Genomic DNA, 22,388 nt, shown 5'->3' with positions numbered 1-22,388 from the left:
CGTATTACAGGCGAACTACATGGCAGATACATCTATACTTCCTGTTCTTCTTGCTGGCGGCACCGGATCGCGCCTTTGGCCCTTATCCCGCACCCTGATGCCCAAGCAGTTTATCCGCCTGACCGGCAGCCAGACCATGCTGCAGCAAACCCTTGCCCGCACCACCGGCCTGAATGCCATGGCGCCGGCGGTGGTATGCAACGAGGAGCACCGGTTCATTGTGGCTGAACAGGCCAGGCAGGCGGGTATTGAGCTGGACAAAATATTGCTCGAGCCATTCGGCCGCAATACCGCCCCCGCAATCGCCCTGGTTGCCATGCAACAGAAAGCGCGTAAGCAAGACCCTTTGCTCCTGGTATTGCCGTCTGACCATCTGATAGATGACGACCAGCGCTTTCTCGCCCTGATGCGCCAAGGCGCCGAGGAGGCTGCAAAAGGCCGGTTGGTGACCTTCGGCATTGTACCCACAGGCCCGGAAACCGGCTTCGGGTATATCGATGCTGGAGAAGCTCTCGGGGCCGATGAGAAAGCCTTCAGGGTGAGCCGGTTTGTCGAGAAGCCGGATCAGAAAACCGCCGAAGAATTTCTCGCAGCCGGCAATTTCTACTGGAACAGCGGCATGTTCATTTTCCGGGCTTCGGTGTACCTGGAAGAGCTGGAAAACTCCCGCCCGGACATCTTCGAAGCCTGCGAAAAAGCGGCTGGTGCCATGCAGCAGGACGCCGACTTTGACAGAGTGCCCGCAGACATTTTTCAGGCCTGCCCGGACGAGTCGATCGACTACGCGGTGATGGAGAAAACCGAAAAAGCCGCCGTAGTGCCCTTCGACGCGGGCTGGAACGATCTCGGTTCCTGGTCAGCCCTGTGGGACGTGGAGAACAAGGACAGCAATAACAACGTGTGCATTGGCGATATTGTTACCCACGATTCCCGCAACTCCTACATCCGCGGCGAAAGCCGCCTGGTCGCCGCCGTTGGCGTGGATAACATGGTAATCGTGGAAACCAAAGACGCCGTGCTGGTGGCTCACAAAGACAGCGTTCAGGACGTTAAAAAAATCGTGCAGGAAATCAAGGTGCAGGAACGCACCGAGCACCACGCCCACGTAAGAGTCTACCGCCCCTGGGGTGACTACGAGTCCATCGACGAAGGCCACCGCTTCCAGGTGAAGCGCATTACTGTGAAGCCGGGGGAAAAACTGTCGCTGCAAATGCACTACCACCGCGCAGAGCACTGGATAGTGGTAAAAGGCACCGCCATCGTGGAGTGCAATGGTGAAGAAAAGCTGCTCACCGAAAACCAGTCCACCTTTATCCCCATTGGAGCCACCCATCGCCTGACCAATCCCGGTAAAGTACCGCTGGAATTGGTGGAGGTTCAGTCGGGCGCCTATGTGGGAGAAGATGATATCGTTCGATTCGAGGATACGTATGGGCGCTCTTAATGCTTTATGGGCATACCGCGGGTTTATTCTCGGCAGTGTAAAACGGGAATTCCAGTCCAAGTACCTTAACTCCCTGCTGGGTGTCGCCTGGACGGTTATTCAGCCTCTCTCCATGATCATCGTGTACACGATCATTTTCTCCCAGATCATGCGAGCGAAACTGCCGGGCGTGGAAAGCAGCTTTGGTTACAGCATCTACCTCTGTGCCGGTATTCTCACGTGGGGTCTGTTCGCAGAGATCGTCAGCCGGGGCCAGAATACATTTCTTGAGCATGGTAATTTGCTTAAAAAACTCAGCTTCCCCAGGCTGTGTTTGCCCGTCACCGTGGTTGCAACGGCAATGGTCAATTTTGCGATCATCTTTGGGCTGTTCTCTCTGTTTCTGATAGTTTCCGGGACGTTTCCGGGGCTCGTTTACTTCGCGATTGTGCCGGTGCTGATTGTGCAGGTAATTTTTGCGATCGGATTGGGCATCACGCTGGGGGTGCTCAACGTGTTTTTCAGGGATGTAGGCCAAGCATTCGGTGTAATTCTTCAGTTTTGGTTCTGGTTAACCCCAATTGTCTACCCGATTACCATATTGCCAGAAAGGGCTCAAGAATTGATGGGGTACAACCCCATGGTAGGACTGATGGGCGCTTATCAGACAATTCTGGCCCGTGGCGAGCTCCCGGACTGGCAGGCTCTTTTGCCGATACTTGTTCTGGGCATCTTCTTCTGTTTAACGGGCATGCGGCTGTTCCGTAAACACGCCGGCGAAATAGTGGACGAGCTCTGATGGGACAGATCACCGTAACCAACCTTGGAAAAGCCTATAAAAAATACCCCACTCGCTGGTCTCGGTTAGCTGAATGGGTGCTTCCCGGCAACCAGATGCGCCATGAGCTGACCTGGGTTCTGCAAGACATAAATTTCACGATCAGCCCGGGCGAAGCCGTGGGCATTGTGGGCATGAATGGGGCGGGCAAGAGCACTCTGCTCAAAATGATCACCGGTACCACCATGCCGACAACCGGATCGGTTGAAATCACAGGCCGGGTAGCGGCCCTGTTGGAATTGGGCATGGGATTTCACCCGGATTTCACGGGCAGACAGAATTGCTACATGGCGGGGCAGCTTCTTGGACTGACGGTCGAAGACATTGATCACCTGATGCCTGAGATAGAGGCGTTTGCTGAAATCGGTGATTATATGGATCAACCGGTACGCATGTACTCCAGCGGAATGCAGATGCGGGTGGCATTCAGCGTTGCCACCGCGCAGCGGCCGGACATCCTGATCGTTGATGAGGCTCTCTCGGTGGGTGATGCCTATTTTCAGCACAAGAGCTTTGATCGCATTCGAAAGTTCAGAGATCAGGGCACAACCCTTATGTTGGTTTCTCACGATAAGGGTTCCATCCAGGCACTCTGCGACCGAGCCATTCTGCTGAACTCTGGAAAGCTGGCGATGGAGGGTGATCCTGAGTCAGTAATGGATTTTTACAACGCGATGCTGGCGGACAGGGAGAATCATAAAGTCGAGCAGGTTAAGCGCGATGACGGAAAGGTTCAGACAGTTTCTGGTACAGGGGATGTAACCCTGGTCTCGGCAAAACTTTTGAATTCGGAGGCGCAACCGATCGAGGTCGCAACCGTGGGTCAGGCAGTGAAGCTACAAGTTGCGTTCAGATGCACGAAACCTGTTGATGACCTTGTGGTTGGCTATTTGATTAAAGATCGTTTGGGCCAGCCGGTATTTGGCACAAACACCTTCCATCATAAACAGATACTTCGTGACTTACCGGAAGGGAAAGAGGCCACGCAGGAGTTTTCGTTTGACCTCAATCTCGGAGAAGGCAGTTACTCGATCTCGGTAGCTATGCATGGCGATGACACCCACGTAGCTCGAAATTATGAGTGGAGAGACCACGTGCTGGTGTTTTCAGTAGTCAACACATCCGTAGAAAGTTTTGTTGGCGTTGCCTGGATGCCCCCCCAAATCAGGTGTTTGGAATGACAGATAAATTTTACCGAGCGTTCGAAGAAAAATATCGTGGCTCGCGAGAGTTGATTAAAAGTCGGTTGAGGGCCTATCAGCCTTTTCTGGAACCGTTATTAAGCGTTTATCCTGAGGCACGCGCATTGGATCTGGGCTGTGGGCGTGGTGAGTGGCTTGAGTTTATAACGGAGTTGGGGTTCTCCGGTCATGGTGTAGATATCGATGAAGGTATGCTCGCAGGCTGCACAGACCAAGGGCTCTCCGCAGAAAAAAGTGACCTTCTGGAATACATACAGGCTGTCGAAAGCGACTCTCTCGCTTTAGTGTCAGCATTTCATGTAGTGGAGCACATATCCTTCGAAGCGCTTCGTTTTCTGATCAGCGAGGCAATGCGTGCGCTGAAGCCTGGCGGTTTGCTGATCATGGAGACGCCTAATCCAGAGAACATAGTCGTTGGGACGCGTAGTTTTTACTTGGACCCAACTCATCAAAACCCTATTCCGTCAGAATTATTATCTTTTGCTGCTGAATTCTCGGGGTTTAAGCGCATTAAAACTTTGCGTTTGCAGGAGCCAAAAGAGTTAGTCAGCCAGGCGGATGTGAATCTACGCGAACTGTTAAATGGTGTCAGCCCGGATTATGCGGTTGTTGCCCAGAAGCAGGCTGAGCCCGAGGTAATGGGCAGGTTTGACAATGCTTTTGCAAAAGAATTCGGCTTGAGCCTGGATACGCTACTTACTCGCTTCGATAGCAGAGCACTGAGCATTGACGTGAAGGTAAGCGAGGTGGAAGCCAGGGCAGGTGAGGCAGAAGCCAGGGCAGGTGAGGCAGAAGCCAGGGCAGGTGAGGCAGAAGCTAGAGCAAGTGAAGCTGAAGGCAGAGCAAGTGAAGCTGAAGGCAGAGCAAGTGAAGCCGCGGCTAGAGCAGGTGAGGCGGTGGCAAATATCGAAGCCTTGCTTAATAGCCGATCATGGCGCATAACGGCGCCGGTAAGAACACTTGGTCAAGGTTTCAAGGATGTTCAGCATCCAGTTCGAGGTCGAATAAAAATAGTGCTGCAACATGCCTTTCTTTTCGTTCAGAGGCGCCCACGGTTAAAGCGGTTGCTGATAAAAGTAATCGGTCGTTTGCCGAGGCTAAAGAATCGACTTATCAGTATTGGGCGGCAAAGAGTCGTTTTTGAGACCTCAAATGATCGTCAGGTTCCAGCAGAGCTAGAACACCTAACGCCGCATGCTCGGCGGATATACCAAGACTTGAAAGTGGCCATTGAAAAGAACAGGAAGCGCAAGTAATGCGAATTGTGATTGATATGCAGGGTGCGCAGGCCTCAAATTGCCGTCGGGGTATCGGTCGTTACACCATGGCTTTTACCCAGGCACTCATCCTTAATCGTGGCGAACACGAGATCATTCTCGCCCTCAGCGGCTTGTTCCCGGAGACCATCGAACCCATCCGCGCCGCCTTCGACGGCCTGCTGCCGCAGGGTAACATCCGTGTTTGGCATGCGCCGGCTAATGTGGCATTCGCTGATGACGCCAATCAATTGCGCCGCCGCGCGGCGGAGCTGGTTCGGGAAGCGTTTCTCGCCAGCCTTAATCCCGATGTGGTGCATGTTAGCTCGTTGTTCGAGGGTCTCGAGGATGACACCGTAACCAGTGTGGGCTTATTTTCCAGTAAGGTGCCAACGTCCGTAACGCTTTTCGATCTTAATCCCCTCAGTTACCGTAAACCTTACCTTGAGAAGCCAACGGTTGCCGCGTGGTATTCCGAAAAAATTGATTCCATGCGCCGAGCCAATATTTGGTTGGCTATTTCCGAGTCTTCCCGGCAGGAAGGCATTGAGCAACTTGGCCTATCCGAGGAATGGGTGGTCAATGTCTCTACTTCCGCGGAATCCTACTTTCAGAAACTCAATATTTCAGATGAAGAAGAATCTTTAGTGCGGTCCCGCTACGGCCTGAATCGCCCGTTCGTCATGTATACCGGTGGCATCGATCATCGGAAAAATATCAAAGGTTTGATCCGAGCCTTTTCCAAATTGCCGAGGGAAATGCGTGAAACCTACCAACTGGCAATTGTTTGTTCCGCGGAGCCAGAAAGTCGCCAATTGCTTGAAGATTTGGCTGGGAAAGAGGGCTTGGGCAAGAGCTCGGTAATTCTTACAGGGGTTGTGCTCAAGGAGGATCTTCGAGTTCTCTACAATCTTTGCTCACTCTTCGTCTCTCCCTCTTGGCATGAAGGCTTTGGCCTCCCTGCATTGGAGGCCATGCGTTGTGGGGCTCCGGTGATCGGTACGAATACGCCCAGTCTGCTTGAGATGATCGGCTGGAAGGAAGCCTTATTCGACCCTCGTAACGACGAAGAGATGGCAACAATCATGGCGCGCGCGCTGTCTGATGAAGAATTTCGGGCGGGCCTCGTCACGAATACCAAGGTCCAGTCTGAGAAGTTTTCCTGGGATGAGACGGCCAAGCGAGCGATCGCGGCTATGGAGCGCCTGCACTCCAATCGCCAAATAGCGTCGTCAGTCAGAACGGGTGATTGTCCACGCCCGAGGCTCGCCTATGTTTCACCCCTGCCCCCAGAGCGAACCGGTATAGCGGACTACAGTGCTGAACTGCTGCCCGAATTGGCAAAGCACTATGAGATTGAGGTCATCGTAGCGCAAGAGGCGATTGAAGACCCATGGATCAACGCGAATTGCCCCATGCGATCTACGCAATGGTTTGTCGAGAATGGCGAACAGTATGATCGGGTTCTGTACCACGTCGGTAATTCGCCGTTTCACGAGCACATGTTTGACCTGCTTGAGGCTGTCCCCGGTGTTGTGGTTTTACATGACTTTTTCCTCTCGGACGTCGTGGCTCATGTTGACGTCAATGGACGTGCACCGGGATATTGGTCTAAGGAGTTGTATACCAGCCACGGTTACAAGGCGCTCTATGATCGCTTTCACGTTAAAGAAACGGCGGACTTAGTCAGGGATTACCCATGCAGTTTGAGCGTTATCCAGAATAGTTTGGGCATTATCGTGCATTCGCCGCACTCGCTTCAGCTTGCTCGCCAGTGGTACGGGCGTGAACCGGATGGCTCGGCGGTCGTTCCCCATCTGCGCAATTCCCGTATTAGGGTGGGCCGTGCCGAAGCCCGCAAGGCATTGGGGCTGGGGAATGAGGACTTCCTGGTATGCGCATTCGGCATGCTGGGACCCTCGAAGCTCAACCAGCGCCTCATAGATGTTTGGCTGGAGTCTGACCTAGCTCGAGGCGACTCTTGTCATCTTGTCTTTGTTGGCGAGAACCATGGGGGTGACTATGGGCAGGAGTTGCTTGCTACTATCCGAAGGGGCAGAGCGAAGGGAACTATCCGTATCACTGGTTGGGCGGACAGGAAGATGTTCGAGCAGTACCTCGCCGCTGCAGATGCCGCTGTCCAGTTGCGAACCCTATCGCGTGGCGAAACCTCCGGAACAGTACTCGACTGCATGAATTACGGTCTCCCGACCATCGTCAATGCCAACGGCAGCATGGCCGACCTCGACGAGGATGTAGTTTGGAAACTTCCGGACGATTTTGAAAACAGTGAGTTGGAGGACGCTCTGGTTAAACTTTGGCGATCTCCGCAATTGCGCGGTCAATTCGGCGAGCGTGCACGAGAGCGCATACTGACGCACCATGCCCCGGAGACCTGCGCCCGGCAGTATGCTGAAGCGATAGAAACTGTTTATTCGAGTGCAGCCAATGGTCTGCGTGGGGTTATCAAATCGCTCGCGAACAAGCCGGCTCTCGCATTTTCGGAGGCTGAGAAGATGCAGTTGGCTGAAGTCTTAGCCCTAAATCATCCCCCTCATAAAAGGGCAAAACGGTTGTATCTGGATGTGACAGCCACCTGCCGAAGTGATCTTAAAACAGGAATTGAGAGGGTTGCGCGGGCCCTCCTCATATCACTGTTGAAAAAACCACCATTAGGTTACCGTGTCGAGCCGGTGTATCTTAGTAATGCAGGTGGAAAGTGGCACTATCGGAGTGCATGCAGTTACACGCTTGCTTTGCTCGGATGCCCCTTAAAGGGACTTTCTGACGAGATGATTGAACCCGAATCTGGAGATCTTGTCTTGGGGCTAGATCTTTCCGGTGAGATATTGGTTGAAGCTGATCGTGGAGGGCTATTCGAAAACTTGCGCAATCATGGCATTTCTATCTATTTTATGGTTCATGATTTATTGCCTGTCCGGCTTCCTGAAGTCTTTCCGCCAGGCGCAGATCTCAATCATGCCAATTGGTTAAATGTAATAGCGAAATTCGATGGCGCAGTTTGTGTTTCCAGAAGCGTTGCTGTTGATCTAGCCGATTGGTTAAAAGAAAAAGGTGCCCTTCGCCGTAGTCAACGTCGTTTTCGTATTGGATGGTCGCATCACGGATTTGATGTGGCGAGTTCTGCACCTAGTACTGGTATGCCAAAGAATGCTGCGCAAGTTCTAAAACAACTCAATTCACGCCGCAGTTTTTTAATGGTTGGCACCATTGAGCCACGTAAAGGCTATCTGCAAGCCATTGAGGCTTTCAGCATGCTCTGGGAAGCGAACTTTGACGTCAACCTCGTCATTGTTGGGGCTGAAGGCTGGAAAGGTCTGCCTAACACGTTACGGCGTGACATCCCTGAAACCATAGAAACTCTTCGAGCACACCCAGAGCTTGGAAAGCGTCTATTTTGGCTTGAAGGGATTAGCGATGAATACTTAGAAAGGGTTTACTCATTGAGCAGTTGTTTGATTGCAGCGTCATATGGTGAGGGGTTCGGGTTACCTCTTATTGAGGCTGCGCAATATGGAATTCCCATAGTAGCTCGTGACATCCCAGTCTTCCGAGAAGTGCTTGGCTCTTCCGCTCATTTTTTTACCGGTAACTTACCTCAAGACATAAGCTCTTCAATTATAAGCTATATTAACAATTCTTTTGGTAATCGAGGTTTGGTATTACACCAAAGCTGGACGGAGAGTGCTCAAAACCTGGTAAAGATAATTTGTGATAAAGGTTTTAGAGAGTGTCATGAGTTTCACTATGGACTGCTATCTGATCAGGTTATAAAAGGAAAATCTAGGCTGTATATTGACGTCTCAGTTGTATGTCGAAACGATTTTCGTACAGGAATTCAGCGCGTGGTGCGCGCTTTACTACTTGAACTTGTCAAGAATCAGCCTAAAAACTACGAAGTGGTCCCTGTTTATCTAAGCGAGGCAAATGGTAAATGGTCTTATTATCATAAGAATAAAAATTTTTTGGATCAAAACCAGAATAGTACTGGGCCTTCAGGCTCTGAGAAAAAAATCCAGCCGGAGGACGGCGATATTCTCTTGGGTCTCGATTTAGCGGGTGGCTATGTCATTGCTGCAACAAACCAAAGGCTGTATTCTAATCTACGTTTACGTGGTGTGAAGGTGTTTTTTGTCGTCTATGACCTCCTTCCTGTCGTGGCCAAAAACTATTTTAGTAACAATGATTCTCAAGGTCATATCAGTTGGCTTGACTGTATAAGCGAGAGTGATGGCGTAATCTGTATTTCTAAGTCAGTTAGAGATGAATTTTTAAATTGGCATAAATGTCGATTTAAAACTATGCCCAACATTAAGACGGAATATTTCCACTTAGGTGCTGATATTCAAGAAAGCCACCCAACAAAAGGGCTCCCCGATGATGCGAGTGAAGTTTTATCACGCCTAGACTCCACCGTTACGTTTCTGATGGTAGGGACAATTGAACCGCGAAAGGGTTACGCTCAAGTTCTCGACGCTTTTGAAAGACTCTGGCAATCAGAGGTTGAGGTAAGTCTGGTGATAGTGGGTAAGCAGGGATGGATGGTCGAACGGCTTGTCGATCGTCTTCGAGTTCACCCCGAGCGTGACAAGCGCTTCGTCTGGCTGGAAGGGATCAGTGATGAATACTTGGAAAAGGTTTACGAGGCCAGCACGTGCTTGCTTGCCGCCTCCTATGGTGAGGGTTTTGGTCTCCCATTAATTGAGGCTGCTCAACACAAAATCCCCGTGATCGCCAGAGATATTCCTGTTTTCCGCGAAGTAGCCGGAGACAACGCCTATTATTTTAATAGCGAACATCCCAAGGATCTTGCGGATTCAGTTAAGTGCTGGATCGACCTTTATGCAAAGGGTGATCACCCGATTTCGGACAACATGCCCTGGCTTACCTGGAGGGAGAGTGCCCTGCAGCTTTTGAAGGTTTTGATAGACGATTCCGAGCCAAGCCCAATAACAGAGTCGGAAGCTGTGTTGGTGATGGAATCTGAGCCTCAGTGTCGAACTTAGATGTCGCTAATGTATCAGAGACAACCTTTCAAACAATTCACTCCGATTTTCGACTGATAAAATTAGCTAAGAAGGACAAGCAGTGAAAAAAGCAATCATTACCGGCGTCACCGGCCAGGACGGAGCCTACTTAGCTGAGCTCCTACTTGACAAAGGCTATACCGTTTATGGCGCCTTTCGTCGCACCGCATCAGTCAACTTCTGGCGTATCGAAGAACTGGGTATCGACCAGCACCCAAATCTTCACCTAGTTGAATACGATCTGACCGATCTTTCCTCCAGCATCCGCCTGCTGCAGCAGACCGAGGCCATGGAGGTATATAATCTCGCGGCTCAGAGCTTCGTCGGTGTTTCGTTTGATCAGCCGATCACCACGGGTGACATCACAGGGCTTGGCCCGGTTAACCTGTTGGAAGCGATCCGGATTGTGAACCCGAAAATCCGGTTCTACCAGGCGTCAACCTCCGAAATGTTCGGTAAGGTCCAGGCCATTCCCCAGAAGGAGGATACGCCGTTCTATCCTCGAAGCCCGTATGGCGTGGCCAAGCTCTATGCCCACTGGATGACCATTAACTACCGGGAGTCTTACGACATCTTCGGTACCAGTGGCATCCTGTTCAACCATGAGTCACCGCTGCGCGGTCAGGAATTTGTGACTCGGAAAATCACCAATTCCATCGCCCGTATCAAGCTGGGCAAGCAGGATGTGCTGGAGCTTGGCAACATGGACGCCAAGCGCGACTGGGGCTTTGCCAAAGACTACGTAGACGGAATGTGGCGCATGCTGCAGGCCGATGAGCCGGATACCTACGTGCTGGCCACGAACCGCACGGAAACCGTGCGGGACTTCGTAACGCTGGCCTGCAAAGCTGCGGATATCCGGATTGAATGGCAAGGCGAGGGTGAGGCGGAAAAGGCCATAGATACCTCAACCGGAAAAACCATCGTTGCAGTGAATCCGCGCTTCTATCGCCCCGCCGAGGTAGAGCTGCTGATTGGCGATCCGTCCAAGGCACGCGAAAAACTGGGCTGGGAGCCGAAAACAACGCTTGAAGAGCTCTGCCAGATGATGGTGGAAGCCGATCTTCGCCGGAATAAAATCGGGTTTTCGTTCTGATGCAAAAACGGGTTCTGGTTACCGGTAGCGAAGGCTTTACCGGCCGTTATATGGTCTCCGAACTTCGGGCCGCCGGCTATGGCGTGGTTGGCCTGGGCAGTCATGAATCGGCGTCTGCCGATTACGTCCAGGCAGATCTCACCGATGCTGCGGCCCTGAAAGCCGTAATGGCTGAGGTGCAGCCGGATGTGGTCATCCATCTCGCCGCCCTTGCTTTCGTTGGCCATGGAGACCCTAACGGGTTTTACCATGTGAACCTGATGGGCACGCGTAATTTGCTGGAAGCGATCAACGCTTCCGGCAAAACGCTAGACAGTGTTCTGCTGGCCAGCAGCGCTAACGTCTATGGTAACCAGGCAGGCGGCGTACTCAATGAAAGTACGCCGCCTGCGCCAGCCAACGACTACGGCGTGAGCAAGGTCGCTATGGAGTACATGGCCAGAACCTGGTTGCCGGGTCTGCCGATTACGCTGACCAGGCCCTTCAATTACAGTGGCGTTGGTCAGGCGGAGAACTTCCTGCTTCCCAAGATTGTTTCGCATTTCAAACGTAAGGCGGATGTAATTGAACTTGGCAATCTGGACGTGTGGCGGGACTTCAGCGATGTGCGCGCCGTGGTGCAGGCTTATCGGAAGCTGATCGAAAAACAGCCGGTCGGCGAAACCTTCAATGTTGCCTCGGGCAAAACGCACTCGTTGCGGGAAGTTCTGGCAATGTGTTCCGAGATTTCGGGCCATGAAATCGAGGTGCGTGTGAACCCAGCCTTTGTGCGAGCCAACGAGGTAAAAACCCTGTGCGGTGATGCCTCCAAACTTCGCAACTGCATTGGCGAGTGGCAAACGCCGGAACTGGAAGAGACGCTCCGATGGATGCTGATGGGTGATGCGTGAAGGTCATCCTTTCTGTTGAGCCGGTTCGTTTCCCGTTAACGGGTATCGGCCGCTATGCCTATGAGCTCGCGAAGGGCATGCAGTCGAGCGACGAGATTGAAGAGCTCAAACTCTTTTCCGGCACCCGGTTCTTGCCCGGGTTGCCGGAGCCTGCCAGTTCGTCTGGTGGAACCCATGGCCTGAAGCAATTGGTGCAGAAGAGCAGTCTCGCTATGGAGGCCTATCGGCTGCTGATGCCGATTCTCAGGAAGCAGGCTCTTAAAGGCCATGAAGATTTTATCTACCACGGCCCCAACTTTTTTCTGCCTCCCTTTCCGGGCCGAAAAGTGGCCACCTTTCATGATTTGTCTCCGTTCAAATGGGCCGAGTGTTTTGATCCGGTTAAGGTGAAATACCTTCAGCGGGAATTTCGAAAAACACTGGATACCGCAGACGCACTGATAACGGATTCGGAGTTCACCCGCCATGAACTGGCAGAGTTTGCTGGCTGGCCCTTGGAAAAAATCCACGCGATTCCCCTGGCGGCTGGCCCAGAATTTCGCCCTAGAACTGAAAGCGAGGTTCGTAAGGTTCTGAGTCGATACGGTCTAACGTACCAGGGTTACAGTCTGTTCGTTGGTACGATTGAGCCCAGAAAAAACATTATCCGGCTATTGGAAGCCTATGAGCAGTTACCAAAGTCTGTCCGGCAGCGGTGGCCGCTGGTTCTCACTGGCTACCGGGGCTGGAAGAGTGACGACATACACGCCCGGATAAAAGATGCGGAGCGTGAAGGCTGGGCTAAGTACCTGGGATTTCTGCCGGCCGAAGAGCTGCCACTAATGTATTCAGCGGCGCGGTTGTTTGTGTTTCCCTCGCTTTATGAGGGGTTTGGGCTTCCTGTGTTGGAGGCGATGCAGTCCGGCGTGCCCGTGGTTTGTTCTAATCAGGCATCTTTGCCGGAGGTGGTCGGCGATGCCGCGTTACACAAAAGTCCGGATGATTTAGTCGGTTTGGCGGATGCCTTTTCGCTGGCCCTGGGAAATGATGAACAAAGGAAGCGAATGATTTCAGGCGGGCTCTTGCAAGCAGAGGGCTTCACCTGGGGCCGCTGCGTGAAGGAGACGGTTATGGTTTACCGGAACGTATTTGGTTGAATTGAGGATATGCTTTATGACAAACCCCTCCTACTGGATGCTCGCAGATACCGAAGTACCTCTGGCTTGGGATAGAAACAGGCTTGATGCATTTTCGGCTTATTTCAAACATGCCCTGCTCTTTAATGAGCGCCTGATGTTGTCCGATGCGCAGGCCGTTAACTGCATGAACTTTCGCCGCCTTTTGAGTACCGATCCGGATTTCCGATTGGTGCTGGATGATTCTCTGATATCCATCGCGGTGCGGGCAACCGAAGACGCGGTGGATGGGCAGCCGCTTACCAAGGTGCGGGACGCCTTTGCAAGGGAGGGCAAGCAGCGGTCTGATGTTGTTGAAGAGTTTTTCCAGGACGACGATCTCCAGAGCATGAGTAAATTATGCGACATTCGCCCATATCACTATGCGCAACTGCGGGATCATTACACCAGTAATGTCTTTGATATTTTCCGTCGTGAATCGGCTGCCAGGGTCTTTGGTGACGATACGCAGTCGCTCTTGCTCGCTCTGATGGAAGAAGAATCGGCTCGAAATAATGGCCTTGGGCGGATTTTTTTGTATGAGGGGCTGGGCAAAATCTTGAGCGCCCGTGGACAGGAACGGATCTGGGAGCAGTTTCGGGAGCAGATTGTGCAGTTCTCCGATGCGCCTTATGTCACAGGGATTCCTAGTGTAATGGAAGCCAATCCGATTTATTCACCGGTGCACCAGGCGTCATTTGAGCTGGCCTACGACGCCAAAGCATCGGAGGCGCAGCCGGTAGAGGGAGTGAAAGAGCTGGCAATGTATTCCGGCCTTGATCTCAGCTCGTACGAGTATGCACTTCGTAAACTGTCTATCGAGGATGTGTTGAGGTTGCGTTCCTCAAGCGAATTCCGACGCTTTCAAAACCTGTCTGGCGGTGCGATCAAACGGGAAGGGCAACTGAAGGATGTCATGGAGGCGCTGCAGGATTACCAGATTGCTATTGATCGCTATATCCTTGATAAACATCTTGGCCGAAAGGCCTCGATCACTACGGGTGCAAGCAGGCTTATAAAGCCGGTCATGAAGGTGGGGCATGAGAGCGGCGTGTTCTCTCTGGGCCTGGTGCTTTCGGATGTGCTGGGTGGCGGCTTGTTATCGTTGGCCAACTTCTTTGCCTGTGAGCTGCTGGACCGAAAAGGTAAGCGGGAAGAAGCGCGTTTTGGACTGGAAAAGCGGGATTTCCACACCGAAATCATGACAAGCGGGCAGAATGATCAAATCAGCGCGCGGGTTATGGCGCGCAGTAATCTTGAGACCCTTTATACGTCTGCCAGTTGAATGTAGGCTATCAAAAAGAGCGTGGTAGCATCGGTTACCGCGGTGTCGTCCATCATCATCTGTTTGCATTCATTCTTTGAGAAAAAGCGGCACCCCGTGATGGCCTCGCTGTGCTCTTTTGCCGTGTTCGCTAGTGCCTGGGTTGTGCACTCAAACAGGTAGGTTCTGTGCTCCGCGTGTTGGAACGTTCGGAACAATCGCCAGTCTTGGGCAGAGTAGCCGGTCTCTTCTTCCAGCTCTTTTTGCGCGCACGCCTGCGGGGATAGGTTTTCCATACCAAAGCCTTTGGGAATCTCCCAGTGCCATGCCCGTGTTTCGTGGCGGAAGTTGCGAATCAACAGTAGATCGCCATTTGGGTTACGGGCAAAAACCATAACGCCGTAGGGGGCGTTCCAGCGAAACCGCAGGTACTCACCAGTGGTGCCTGAGGGGAATCGGACTTTGTCATTGCTTAGCGTGGCGTATTGATTCCGAAAGACCTCCCTTTCTTCCAGTATCTCTATCTCACCCTTCCTGCTGTCGCCTTTGTATACGCCCATCACAATGCCCTTTGTAACTGACCGATGGTTCATGCCTGCTTTCGCAAGGATTGCATGCCCGCTTCAAGTAAGGCTTGGGCCTCTTCAGGTGTCTCCGCTTCACAATAGCACCTGAGTTCCGGAGCATTTCCAGAGGGGCGCAGGTGTACAATCTGCTCATTCTGCAGGGTCGCTCTTAGGCCATCAGTGAAATCGATAGATCGGATATCAGCCGGAAGAGCCAGGTCTGTGGCGAGGCGTTCAGGATTTGCCTTCCAGGTTGCCAGGAGCAGTTGGCTCTTGTCCGTAGGGAATTGGGTTAGCCTGTCGCTTGCGGTGTAACGCTGTGGCAAGGTCGCAAGCAGGTGGGAAAGTGGTTCACCTTTTTTGCTCGCCGCACTGAGGGCGACCAGTGCCGGGAGCACCGCGTCTCTTGTTGGCAACGCTTTGAGGGTGGTGCTTGTGGTTTCAATATCGGAACCAGTCAGGAAGCCGCCGTTGGCTTCAAAGCCGGCTACGGAGGTGTGGTGATTCAGTTTCTCCATGGCGTCAATAACGTAAGGCGAGCCGATTCGGGTGCGCGCTACGGCTTTGAAGGCACCGCTAAGTTCGATTGCGGTGTTACAACTGATCGGTACGGCAAGAGCCTCTACGTTCAGGTGTTGCGCACACAGCAAGCCGAGTATGTCACCTCGCAACCAATTCCCGTTTTCATCGGCCAGTAGCGGGCGGTCGCCGTCGCCATCGGTTGAGAAAAGCGCGTCCAGTTGGTATTCCCCGGCCCACTGTTGCCCGCGGGCGCGGTCTTCTTCAGAGACCGCCTCGGTATCGATCGGCACGAAGCTTTCGGTGCGGCCGAGGGAGATAACCTCTGCGCCCAGTCGCTCGAAAATATCCCGGTTTATGTCGCGGCCTGCTGCCGAGTGCTCGTAAAGCCCGATACGCAGGCCTGCAAGTGCGGAAGCCGGGTAGAGGCTTGTGTAGCGATGAATGTAGTTTTCTTTCGCTCTGTTGGATGGCTCAGGCAGAGTGGGCTGGTAGTTGGGCAGGATCTCTGGGTTGCTGATGATGGCTGCTTCATCGGCTTTGCTGATTTCGCCGTCTGGGCGATAAAACTTGATGCCATTGCGGTCAAACGGGATGTGGCTGCCGGTAACCATGATCGCCGGGATGCCGTCTGTCATGGATTGCAGTGCCAGCGCAGGCGTTGGGAGAACGCCGCAGTAGTCTGTTTTCAGCCCGAGGCTGTTCGCGGCACCAATACAGGCGGCCGCCATTTGTGGGCTACTTGGGCGCCGGTCGATGGCAATGGCCACACGATCGAAGGTGAATCTGGCTCGCATTTCACGCAAGAAAGCGACGGTAAACGCGGCACATACATCGGCTGTAAACTGTTCCACCAGCCCCCTGGCGCCACTTGTGCCAAAGGCAATGTGGCTGGATTGAATGATGGAATCGGTAGTAGAGATTGGGCGTGTCATGGAATTATTCAGCGTTCTGTCTTTTGATTGGGAAGGCGTGATCGCAACGGTGCCGAATGTTACTATCCGGCACTTTTAAGGTCTATTCAAAATGATGACGTCCACCATGGATTGTTGGCGATGAAAAACACCGGTTCCGCTGTCTTTGGAGCGGTTTTGGTTTGGGGGCTGGCTATTGATTCGGGTTTTTGATGTCTTTTTTTCGTTCACTGGTTTGCTGTTCGGCTTTCCCGTGCTTTTGATTCTGGCCGTTATCGGCCTGTTCGACACCGGCTCTCCGCTTTTTCGGCAGGAGCGGGTTGGGCGTAACAGAAAGCCGTTTACGCTGGTGAAGTTCCGTACCATGAAAAAGGACACCGCCTCTGTTGCAAGCCACCTGGCCAGTGCCCGTGCGATTACGCCGTTTGGTCACTTCCTTCGGCGCACCAAGCTGGATGAGCTGCCACAGCTTTGGAATGTGTTCAAGGGTGAGATGAGCCTGGTAGGCCCTCGCCCTTGTTTGTTCAATCAGGAAGAACTGATCGCGGAACGCGAAAGCCGGGGTGTGTTGGCTGCTCGCCCGGGTATTACGGGATTGGCACAGGTGAATAATATAGATATGTCTACCCCGAAATTGCTGGCAGAGACAGATCAGAAAATGCTTGAGAACCTGACGGTTGGCGCTTACTTCAAGTATATCTTTATGACGGTGGCAGGTAAGGGTGCAGGGGATCGGGTGCCAGGCAAGAACTGATTTACGCTTTGTCGTTATTTCAGTCGTGACTGCTCTGTGGTTGAAAGACTTAATTGCGGTAAATTCAAGGAGCAGTCGACATGAAGGGGTGTTATGTTTGAACGATTTCTGAACCTCTCACGTTTCCACATTTTCTCCAGCGTCTGCATTTCTGCGGTTACTTTAATCCTGCTTGGTTACTGGCTTGAAGTACTGATTCCCCGGTCGGTGCCGGTTATTTATGGGGCACTGGCGTTTATTTTTGTCAGCGGAACGCGCTGGAGCAGGGCACCGAATATCGTCCCTCAGCCTTTATAACGTTTCGAAAAGCCAATCACCGGGCGCTGATCAATGGCATCCCGGTTTACGACATCAGCCATATTGAGGGTGTTCAGAACAATGTGTTTGGTGCCTTCCATGTTGCCGAGGCTGCTACTGCCGCCGGTGTGGAGCGCTTTGTTCTGATTTCCACCGATAAGGCCGTACGCCCCATCCGCGCATCATGATGGCGCGCGAGGTAGCCATGGCCTGGGGCGAGGTAGAGCAGACCTTGAACCGGCTGATGCGGGCCAGCCATGAGTTTGATTGCGGGGAAATCCTGGAGATTCTGAAAACGGCGCCTACGGGGTTTGCTCCGGGGATGAAAACGGGGTCTGACCCCGTGGGGTCAGACCCCACCTTCATGCCCTCCAGCTCGGCCGGCATTCTCATAGACTGCGGTCTGTTCCAGGGCCAGGACGAAGGCCGCGGCGCTTCCGCTTCTGATCTCTCCATTGATTTCCCCATCGGGCATATCCGCGCCCTGGTCGTTACCCACGTGCATATCGACCACGTTGGCCGCATACCCTATTTGCTGGCGGCGGGTTTTGAGGGGCCGATTATTTGTTCGGAACCTTCCGCCATCATGCTGCCGGAAATTCTGGAGGATGCCCTGAAGATTGGTTTCACGCGGGATCGCCGGTTGATTGAGCGGGTTCTCGGGCTGATTCGTTCCCGGCTGGTGCCGGTGCCCTATGGCCAGTGGCATTCGGTGTTTTCCGAGGGGGATAGCTCGCTGGCAGTTCGGCTGCAGAGGGCAGGGCATATTCTGGGCTCGGCTTATGTGGAGTGTGATGCCCGTGTGGGGGATGTTGAGGAGCGGATTGTGTTCAGCGGTGATCTGGGCGCGCCGCATGCCCCATTGCTGCCGGCGCCGGAATCGCCGGAGCGGGCGGACCGGTTGGTGATTGAGAGTACTTATGGTGATAAGGATCATGAGGATCGGGAGACTCGGCGGTGCCGGTTGAAGGCGGTGTTGGAGCATGCGCTGGAGGATGGCGGCACGGTGCTGGTGCCGGCGTTCAGTATTGGGCGGACGCAGGAGTTGTTGTATGAGATTGAGAGTCTGATTTATGAGTTTGGTGGTGACGGCGTACCTTCGGGCATGAAAAAGGGGTCTGACCCCGTGGGGTCAGACCCCGACTTCAACGCTAACTCCGAATCTGCCGGCAAGCTCGTGAAAATGGGGTCTGACCCCACGGGGTCAGACCCCTCCTTCACCTGGGAGTCTCTGGAAATCGTTGTCGATTCCCCGCTGGCCGCGGAATTCACCCGCATCTACCGCGATCTGAAGCCTTACTGGGATGCCGAAGCCACAGAACGGGTTCGCAAGGGGCGGCACCCTTTGTCCTTCGAGCAGCTCACTGTGATCAATTCCCATGAAGACCATCTGAATGCCGTGGATTACCTTGCCCGCTCCCATCGCCCCTGTGTGGTTCTGGCCGGTTCCGGTATGTGCGCCGGCGGCCGTGTGGTGAACTACCTGAAAGCCATGCTGGGTGATCAGCGCAATGATGTTTTGTTTGTGGGTTATCAGGCGGCCGGTACGCCGGGGCGGGACATTCTGACCTATGGCCCCCGGGGTGGCTGGGTTGAGCTGGATGGCGAGCGCTACGATATCCGGGTGCGGGTTCATCAGGTGGGCGGGTACTCGGCGCATGCGGGGCAGAGTGATTTGCTTCGGTTTGTCCAGGGTATTCCTCAGGCTCCGAAGGAGATTCGGGTGGTGCATGGGGATCGAAGCGCAAAAGAGGCGCTGAAGACCAAGTTGGAAGGGCTGCTGGCTCAGCCTCAGGTTTTGATCCCCGAGTAGCGGAGTAATTATGCCAGTTATTTTCCGGTATCAGGGGTTCAAGTTCTTTTTCTACTCGAACGAGGGCAACCCCCTGGAGCCTGCCCATGTTCATGTTCGAGCTTCGGGCAAAGAAGCCAAGTTCTGGCTGTGTCCAACTGCAGCGCTAGCGCGTAATGATGGTTTTGATGCCCGTACAATTAGAGTATTGTTGGAAGTAACAGAGCAGAACCGACAGAGGTTTGAGGAAGCGTGGTATGACTATTTCGCCTGAAAAAGTCTGGTTTGACGAAGATAATCTTTGGGTCACCATTTCCGACGGTCGCACAATCGGTGCTCCATTGGCCTGGTTTCCGCGTCTGCTGCATGCCGAGAAAAAAGCCAGGGAAGACTTTGATCTGAGTGTCCATGGTATTCACTGGGATTCGTTGGATGAGGATATTAGCATTCAGGGTTTGCTGGCCGGCCAAGGCGACCAGACCCACCCAAAACGTGATCACGCGGCCTGACATGGAAAAGATAAAGATTTAGTGGCAAAAAGGTTCTTAAAAATAAGGATATAAGATGCTCAAGGAAAAAGAGCTTTGCTACCGTATTACCGGCTGTGTGTATGAGGTATACCGGCACCTGGGAGCAGGTTTTCTGGAGTCGGTCTACCAGAAGGCGCTGATTCAGGAACTGCAGTTAATCAACTACCTCAAAGCCACAGGGAAAGAGCTTGGTCTGTTGGTTAATTTTTCGTTTCCAAAGGCTGTGGTAAAGCGGGTGGTGTTATGACCAGGCCGGGATTGTTCATGTGATCCCGTGGGGTCAGACCCCTTTTTTACGATGGTTATAATGTTTCTTGCGACTGACCTTCCCGTTGCTTAAAATAAGACCTATTAACTGGTCTCGAGGAATGGTTATGACTAGTCCAATCTATTCAGAAGTAACTGCGAGTGTGTCAGAGCTCAAAAAGAATCCCATGGCGACTGTTCGTGATGGAGACGGCTTCCCTGTGGCCGTGCTCAACAGAAATAAGCCGGCATTTTACTGTGTGCCGGCCGATATCTATGAGGCCATGCTGGAGCGTCTTGATGACCAGAGCCTTGCAGAAATTGTGCGAGAGCGCCGTTCGGAGCCGAGCGTGCGGGTCGCGCTGAATGAGCTCTGAATACCAGCTTGCTTTCAAGACGTCTGCGCTGAAAGAATGGAAAAAACTTGCTGAGCCGATCCGGAAGCAGTTCAAGAAGAAGCTTGAGGAACGGCTCGATACCCCTCACGTTGCCGCAGATGCCCTCTCAGGATTGGAGAATTGTTACAAGATCAAGCTGCGAAGTGTCGGATACCGGCTTGTTTACGAAGTTCAGGATGAGACGGTTACGGTGACTGTTATCGCCGTAGGCAAACGCGAGAGGGCCGATGTATACCGCAAGGCAAAATGTCGTCTTGAGAGATGTGAAAAAGGAGACTGACTCTGCCAATTTCTGGCGTTACCGGCCCCTGCCACGAACTGACCGTTAACTCCGAGGATGAAAATGGGGTCTGACCCCGCGGGGTCAGACCCCAGGTTCGCCGTTGACTCCGGATCTACGGCCATGCTCCTGAAAATGGGGTCTGACCCCGTGGGGTCAGACCCCTCCTTCAGCCGGGAGTCTGGTCGCCCCTGGTATTCTATTAAAGAGCCACTGGTGTTCTATTTAAAGAGAAAGTATGCAGATTTACGATGTGTTTAACGGCGATGCCGATGGCATCTGTGCACTGATCCAGCTTCGCCTCGCCGAGCCTGTGAACACAACACTCATTACAGGCGTCAAGAGAGACACGGCATTGGCCAGGCGCGTGCCGGCCGGTGCTCCTGCCCGGGTTAACATCCTTGATATCAGTCTCGATAAAAACCGGAGTGCGGTGGATTCACTGCTTGCCGCGGGCTGCTCCGTGTTATATGTGGACCATCACTTCCCGGGTGAGGCGCTGCCTGATAACCCCAATTTCACTGCCTTGATCGATACCCAGCCAACTACCTGCACCAGCCTGTTGATGGATCAGTATCTGGGTGGCCGGTTTCATCACTGGGCGATTGCGGCTGCCTTTGGCGATAATCTCAATGCTGTCGGGGAGGATTTGGCGGCCCGAGCCGGTCTGTCTGCTGACCAGGCTGGCGCACTTAAAACACTCGGCGTTTGCATCAACTACAATGGGTATGGTGATTCGGTTGAGGACCTGCATTTCCACCCCGCGGATGTGTTCCGGGAGTGCGTGAAGTTTGAGGACCCTCTCGATCTGATTGATTCCGCGCCGCCAGCATGGCAGCAACTGCAGGATGGCTACAAGGCGGATATGGCCAAGGGGTTGGCGGCACCGGTACTCTCTGAAACCGAGACCTCACTGTTGGTGAACCTGCCTAATGAAGCCTGGGCGCGCCGGGTGAGTGGCGTGCTGGGCAATGAACTTGCCAACCGGAATCCCGGTAAGGCGTGCGCTATTGTTACCGAGAAGGCCGGCGGCAGTTTTCAGGTAAGCATTCGCGCGCCCCTGAACAATCGCACTGGCGCCGATGAAGTGGCCCGACAGTTTCCCACCGGCGGTGGGCGAAAGGCGGCGGCCGGGATTAATGCCTTGCCGGCGGGGCAACTGCAATCGTTTCTGGATACGATGGCGGAATTCTGGGCTGGCTGATGCTTTTTGCCACGGACCCACACGGACAAAAGACATTAAAATTGTCCGTTTTTTCTTTTCCGTCCGTGTGAGTCCGTGAGTGTCCGTGGCTAAAAAAAGGAACAAAGTCTTGGAAAACAACATAATCTGGCACGATCACAAGATTACCCGCGCCGAACGTTCGGTTAACAAGAACCAGAAACCCTGCCTGCTGTGGTTCACCGGCCTGAGCGGTTCTGGTAAATCAACCATTGCCAACGCCCTGGATGTGGCCCTGCACAAGCGCGGGTACCACACGTTCCTGCTGGATGGTGACAACGTCCGCCACGGTTTGTGCAAGGATCTGGGCTTTTCCGACGACGATCGGGAGGAGAATATCCGCCGCGTGGGGGAGGTGTGCAAACTCTTTGCCGATGCCGGCCTGATCGTGATGAGTGCCTTTATTTCACCGTTCACCAGTGACCGGCGCCTGGTTCGCAAACTGTTCCCGGCGGGTGAGTTCATCGAGGTGTTCATGGATACGCCGCTGGCCACCTGCGAGGAGCGCGACCCCAAGGGGCTTTACCAGAAGGCTCGCGCGGGTGAGATCAAGAACTTCACGGGGATCGACTCGCCCTATGATGTGCCGGCACACCCCGAGATCCGCCTGGACACCTCCCGGCACTCGGTGGACGAGTGTGTGGATTCTCTCATTGCCTACCTGCTTGAGCGGGAGCTGATTACCCGCAAGGATTGATT

20 protein-coding genes and 1 pseudogene are annotated in these 22,388 nt (G+C 53.4%); 19 read left to right on the top strand and 2 right to left on the bottom strand.

Features of this window, described 5'->3' with window-relative positions; all coding sequences use genetic code 11:
- Positions 1-19 precede the first annotated feature (19 nt).
- The 9 genes from msub_RS06110 to msub_RS06070 all read left to right on the top strand — a co-directional run bounded on the left by msub_RS06110 (position 20) and on the right by msub_RS06070 (position 14,192).
- Positions 20-1,444: a mannose-1-phosphate guanylyltransferase/mannose-6-phosphate isomerase gene (locus msub_RS06110; protein WP_156182726.1), complete on the top strand. Its 1,425-nt coding sequence runs from the start codon at positions 20-22 to the stop codon at positions 1,442-1,444.
- Positions 1,425-2,222: an ABC transporter permease gene (locus tag msub_RS06105; RefSeq protein ID WP_406564702.1), complete on the top strand. Its 798-nt coding sequence runs from the start codon at positions 1,425-1,427 to the stop codon at positions 2,220-2,222. The genes msub_RS06110 and msub_RS06105 overlap by 20 nt, the downstream gene beginning before the upstream one ends.
- Positions 2,222-3,442 carry an ABC transporter ATP-binding protein gene (locus tag msub_RS06100; protein WP_048495192.1) on the top strand — a complete coding sequence of 407 codons (1,221 nt, stop codon included), beginning with the start codon at positions 2,222-2,224 and terminating at the stop codon, positions 3,440-3,442. Before msub_RS06105 ends, msub_RS06100 begins: the two co-directional genes overlap by 1 nt.
- Entirely contained in the window at positions 3,439-4,719 is a 1,281-nt protein-coding gene (locus msub_RS20805) for a class I SAM-dependent methyltransferase (protein WP_053077936.1), read from the top strand. The genes msub_RS06100 and msub_RS20805 overlap by 4 nt, the downstream gene beginning before the upstream one ends.
- Positions 4,719-9,746, top strand: a complete 5,028-nt coding sequence (locus msub_RS06090; RefSeq protein WP_082146416.1) for a glycosyltransferase — start codon at positions 4,719-4,721, stop codon at positions 9,744-9,746. The genes msub_RS20805 and msub_RS06090 overlap by 1 nt, the downstream gene beginning before the upstream one ends.
- 82 nt (positions 9,747-9,828) lie before the next feature.
- Positions 9,829-10,863: a GDP-mannose 4,6-dehydratase gene (gene gmd, locus msub_RS06085; RefSeq protein WP_048495191.1), complete on the top strand. Its 1,035-nt coding sequence runs from the start codon at positions 9,829-9,831 to the stop codon at positions 10,861-10,863.
- On the top strand, positions 10,863-11,753 hold the full coding sequence (locus msub_RS06080) for a GDP-mannose 4,6-dehydratase (RefSeq protein WP_048495190.1): 891 nt from the start codon (positions 10,863-10,865) through the stop codon (positions 11,751-11,753). The genes gmd and msub_RS06080 overlap by 1 nt, the downstream gene beginning before the upstream one ends.
- On the top strand, positions 11,750-12,889 hold the full coding sequence (locus msub_RS06075; protein WP_048495189.1) for a glycosyltransferase family 4 protein: 1,140 nt from the start codon (positions 11,750-11,752) through the stop codon (positions 12,887-12,889). The genes msub_RS06080 and msub_RS06075 overlap by 4 nt, the downstream gene beginning before the upstream one ends.
- 16 nt (positions 12,890-12,905) lie before the next feature.
- Positions 12,906-14,192: a hypothetical protein gene (locus msub_RS06070; protein WP_048495188.1), complete on the top strand. Its 1,287-nt coding sequence runs from the start codon at positions 12,906-12,908 to the stop codon at positions 14,190-14,192.
- Here msub_RS06070 and msub_RS06065 read toward each other — a convergent pair.
- Together msub_RS06065 and msub_RS06060 are read right to left on the bottom strand one after the other, a co-directional pair.
- Positions 14,174-14,731: an NUDIX hydrolase gene (locus tag msub_RS06065; RefSeq protein WP_197083789.1), complete on the bottom strand. Its 558-nt coding sequence runs from the start codon at positions 14,729-14,731 to the stop codon at positions 14,174-14,176. The genes msub_RS06070 and msub_RS06065 overlap by 19 nt on opposite strands.
- A 29-nt stretch (positions 14,732-14,760) precedes the next feature.
- Complete coding sequence (locus msub_RS06060) at positions 14,761-16,191, bottom strand: phosphomannomutase (RefSeq protein WP_048495186.1); 1,431 nt, start codon at positions 16,189-16,191, stop codon at positions 14,761-14,763.
- Between the two features lie 175 nt (positions 16,192-16,366).
- Between msub_RS06060 and msub_RS06055 the strand changes: the two genes are divergently transcribed.
- The 10 genes and pseudogenes from msub_RS06055 to cysC all read left to right on the top strand — a co-directional run bounded on the left by msub_RS06055 (position 16,367) and on the right by cysC (position 22,386).
- Complete coding sequence (locus msub_RS06055; RefSeq protein WP_048496992.1) at positions 16,367-16,924, top strand: sugar transferase; 558 nt, start codon at positions 16,367-16,369, stop codon at positions 16,922-16,924.
- A 356-nt stretch (positions 16,925-17,280) separates the two neighbouring features.
- Positions 17,281-17,394, top strand: a pseudogene (locus msub_RS22045) (polysaccharide biosynthesis protein); the annotation flags it as partial.
- A gap of 149 nt (positions 17,395-17,543) precedes the next feature.
- Positions 17,544-19,034: an MBL fold metallo-hydrolase RNA specificity domain-containing protein gene (locus msub_RS06050; RefSeq protein WP_048496991.1), complete on the top strand. Its 1,491-nt coding sequence runs from the start codon at positions 17,544-17,546 to the stop codon at positions 19,032-19,034.
- A gap of 10 nt (positions 19,035-19,044) precedes the next feature.
- Positions 19,045-19,287: a DUF4160 domain-containing protein gene (locus msub_RS06045; protein ID WP_048495185.1), complete on the top strand. Its 243-nt coding sequence runs from the start codon at positions 19,045-19,047 to the stop codon at positions 19,285-19,287.
- Positions 19,271-19,522 (top strand): DUF2442 domain-containing protein, encoded by a 252-nt coding sequence (locus msub_RS06040; protein ID WP_048495184.1) that lies wholly within the window; start codon positions 19,271-19,273, stop codon positions 19,520-19,522. The genes msub_RS06045 and msub_RS06040 overlap by 17 nt, the downstream gene beginning before the upstream one ends.
- A 55-nt stretch (positions 19,523-19,577) precedes the next feature.
- Positions 19,578-19,790 (top strand): GxxExxY protein, encoded by a 213-nt coding sequence (locus tag msub_RS06035; protein WP_048495183.1) that lies wholly within the window; start codon positions 19,578-19,580, stop codon positions 19,788-19,790.
- A 127-nt stretch (positions 19,791-19,917) separates the two neighbouring features.
- Positions 19,918-20,166: a type II toxin-antitoxin system Phd/YefM family antitoxin gene (locus msub_RS06030; protein ID WP_048495182.1), complete on the top strand. Its 249-nt coding sequence runs from the start codon at positions 19,918-19,920 to the stop codon at positions 20,164-20,166.
- A complete protein-coding gene (locus msub_RS06025) occupies positions 20,156-20,467 on the top strand; it encodes a type II toxin-antitoxin system RelE family toxin (RefSeq protein ID WP_048495181.1) in 312 nt (103 codons plus the stop codon). The genes msub_RS06030 and msub_RS06025 overlap by 11 nt, the downstream gene beginning before the upstream one ends.
- A 238-nt stretch (positions 20,468-20,705) precedes the next feature.
- The gene (locus tag msub_RS06020) at positions 20,706-21,671 is read left to right on the top strand and encodes a DHH family phosphoesterase (RefSeq protein WP_048495180.1); all 966 of its coding nucleotides are present in this window, start codon (positions 20,706-20,708) and stop codon (positions 21,669-21,671) included.
- Between the two features lie 109 nt (positions 21,672-21,780).
- Positions 21,781-22,386, top strand: coding sequence for an adenylyl-sulfate kinase (gene cysC / locus msub_RS06015; RefSeq protein ID WP_048495179.1), 606 nt, complete (start codon positions 21,781-21,783; stop codon positions 22,384-22,386).
- Positions 22,387-22,388 lie beyond the last annotated feature (2 nt).

The sequence above is a fragment of the Marinobacter subterrani genome (genome assembly GCF_001045555.1).
In the GTDB taxonomy this organism is placed as follows: Bacteria; Pseudomonadota; Gammaproteobacteria; order Pseudomonadales; family Oleiphilaceae; genus Marinobacter; species Marinobacter subterrani.
Note: the sequence above shows the minus strand (reverse complement) of the source record. Positions and strands in the feature narration are given on the sequence as shown.

Coding starts and splice junctions, on each gene's coding strand:
- msub_RS06020 (WP_048495180.1), top strand. CDS start 20,706: ATGCAGATTTACGATGTGTTTAACGGCGATGCCGATGGCATCTGTGCA.
- msub_RS06040 (WP_048495184.1), top strand. CDS start 19,271: ATGACTATTTCGCCTGAAAAAGTCTGGTTTGACGAAGATAATCTTTGG.
- msub_RS06110 (WP_156182726.1), top strand. CDS start 20: ATGGCAGATACATCTATACTTCCTGTTCTTCTTGCTGGCGGCACCGGA.
- msub_RS06050 (WP_048496991.1), top strand. CDS start 17,544: ATGAAAACGGGGTCTGACCCCGTGGGGTCAGACCCCACCTTCATGCCC.
- msub_RS06025 (WP_048495181.1), top strand. CDS start 20,156: ATGAGCTCTGAATACCAGCTTGCTTTCAAGACGTCTGCGCTGAAAGAA.
- msub_RS06080 (WP_048495190.1), top strand. CDS start 10,863: ATGCAAAAACGGGTTCTGGTTACCGGTAGCGAAGGCTTTACCGGCCGT.
- msub_RS06045 (WP_048495185.1), top strand. CDS start 19,045: ATGCCAGTTATTTTCCGGTATCAGGGGTTCAAGTTCTTTTTCTACTCG.
- msub_RS06060 (WP_048495186.1), bottom strand. CDS start 16,191: ATGACACGCCCAATCTCTACTACCGATTCCATCATTCAATCCAGCCAC.
- msub_RS06035 (WP_048495183.1), top strand. CDS start 19,578: ATGCTCAAGGAAAAAGAGCTTTGCTACCGTATTACCGGCTGTGTGTAT.
- msub_RS06090 (WP_082146416.1), top strand. CDS start 4,719: ATGCGAATTGTGATTGATATGCAGGGTGCGCAGGCCTCAAATTGCCGT.
- msub_RS20805 (WP_053077936.1), top strand. CDS start 3,439: ATGACAGATAAATTTTACCGAGCGTTCGAAGAAAAATATCGTGGCTCG.
- msub_RS06070 (WP_048495188.1), top strand. CDS start 12,906: ATGACAAACCCCTCCTACTGGATGCTCGCAGATACCGAAGTACCTCTG.
- msub_RS06100 (WP_048495192.1), top strand. CDS start 2,222: ATGGGACAGATCACCGTAACCAACCTTGGAAAAGCCTATAAAAAATAC.
- msub_RS06030 (WP_048495182.1), top strand. CDS start 19,918: ATGACTAGTCCAATCTATTCAGAAGTAACTGCGAGTGTGTCAGAGCTC.
- msub_RS06065 (WP_197083789.1), bottom strand. CDS start 14,731: ATGGGCGTATACAAAGGCGACAGCAGGAAGGGTGAGATAGAGATACTG.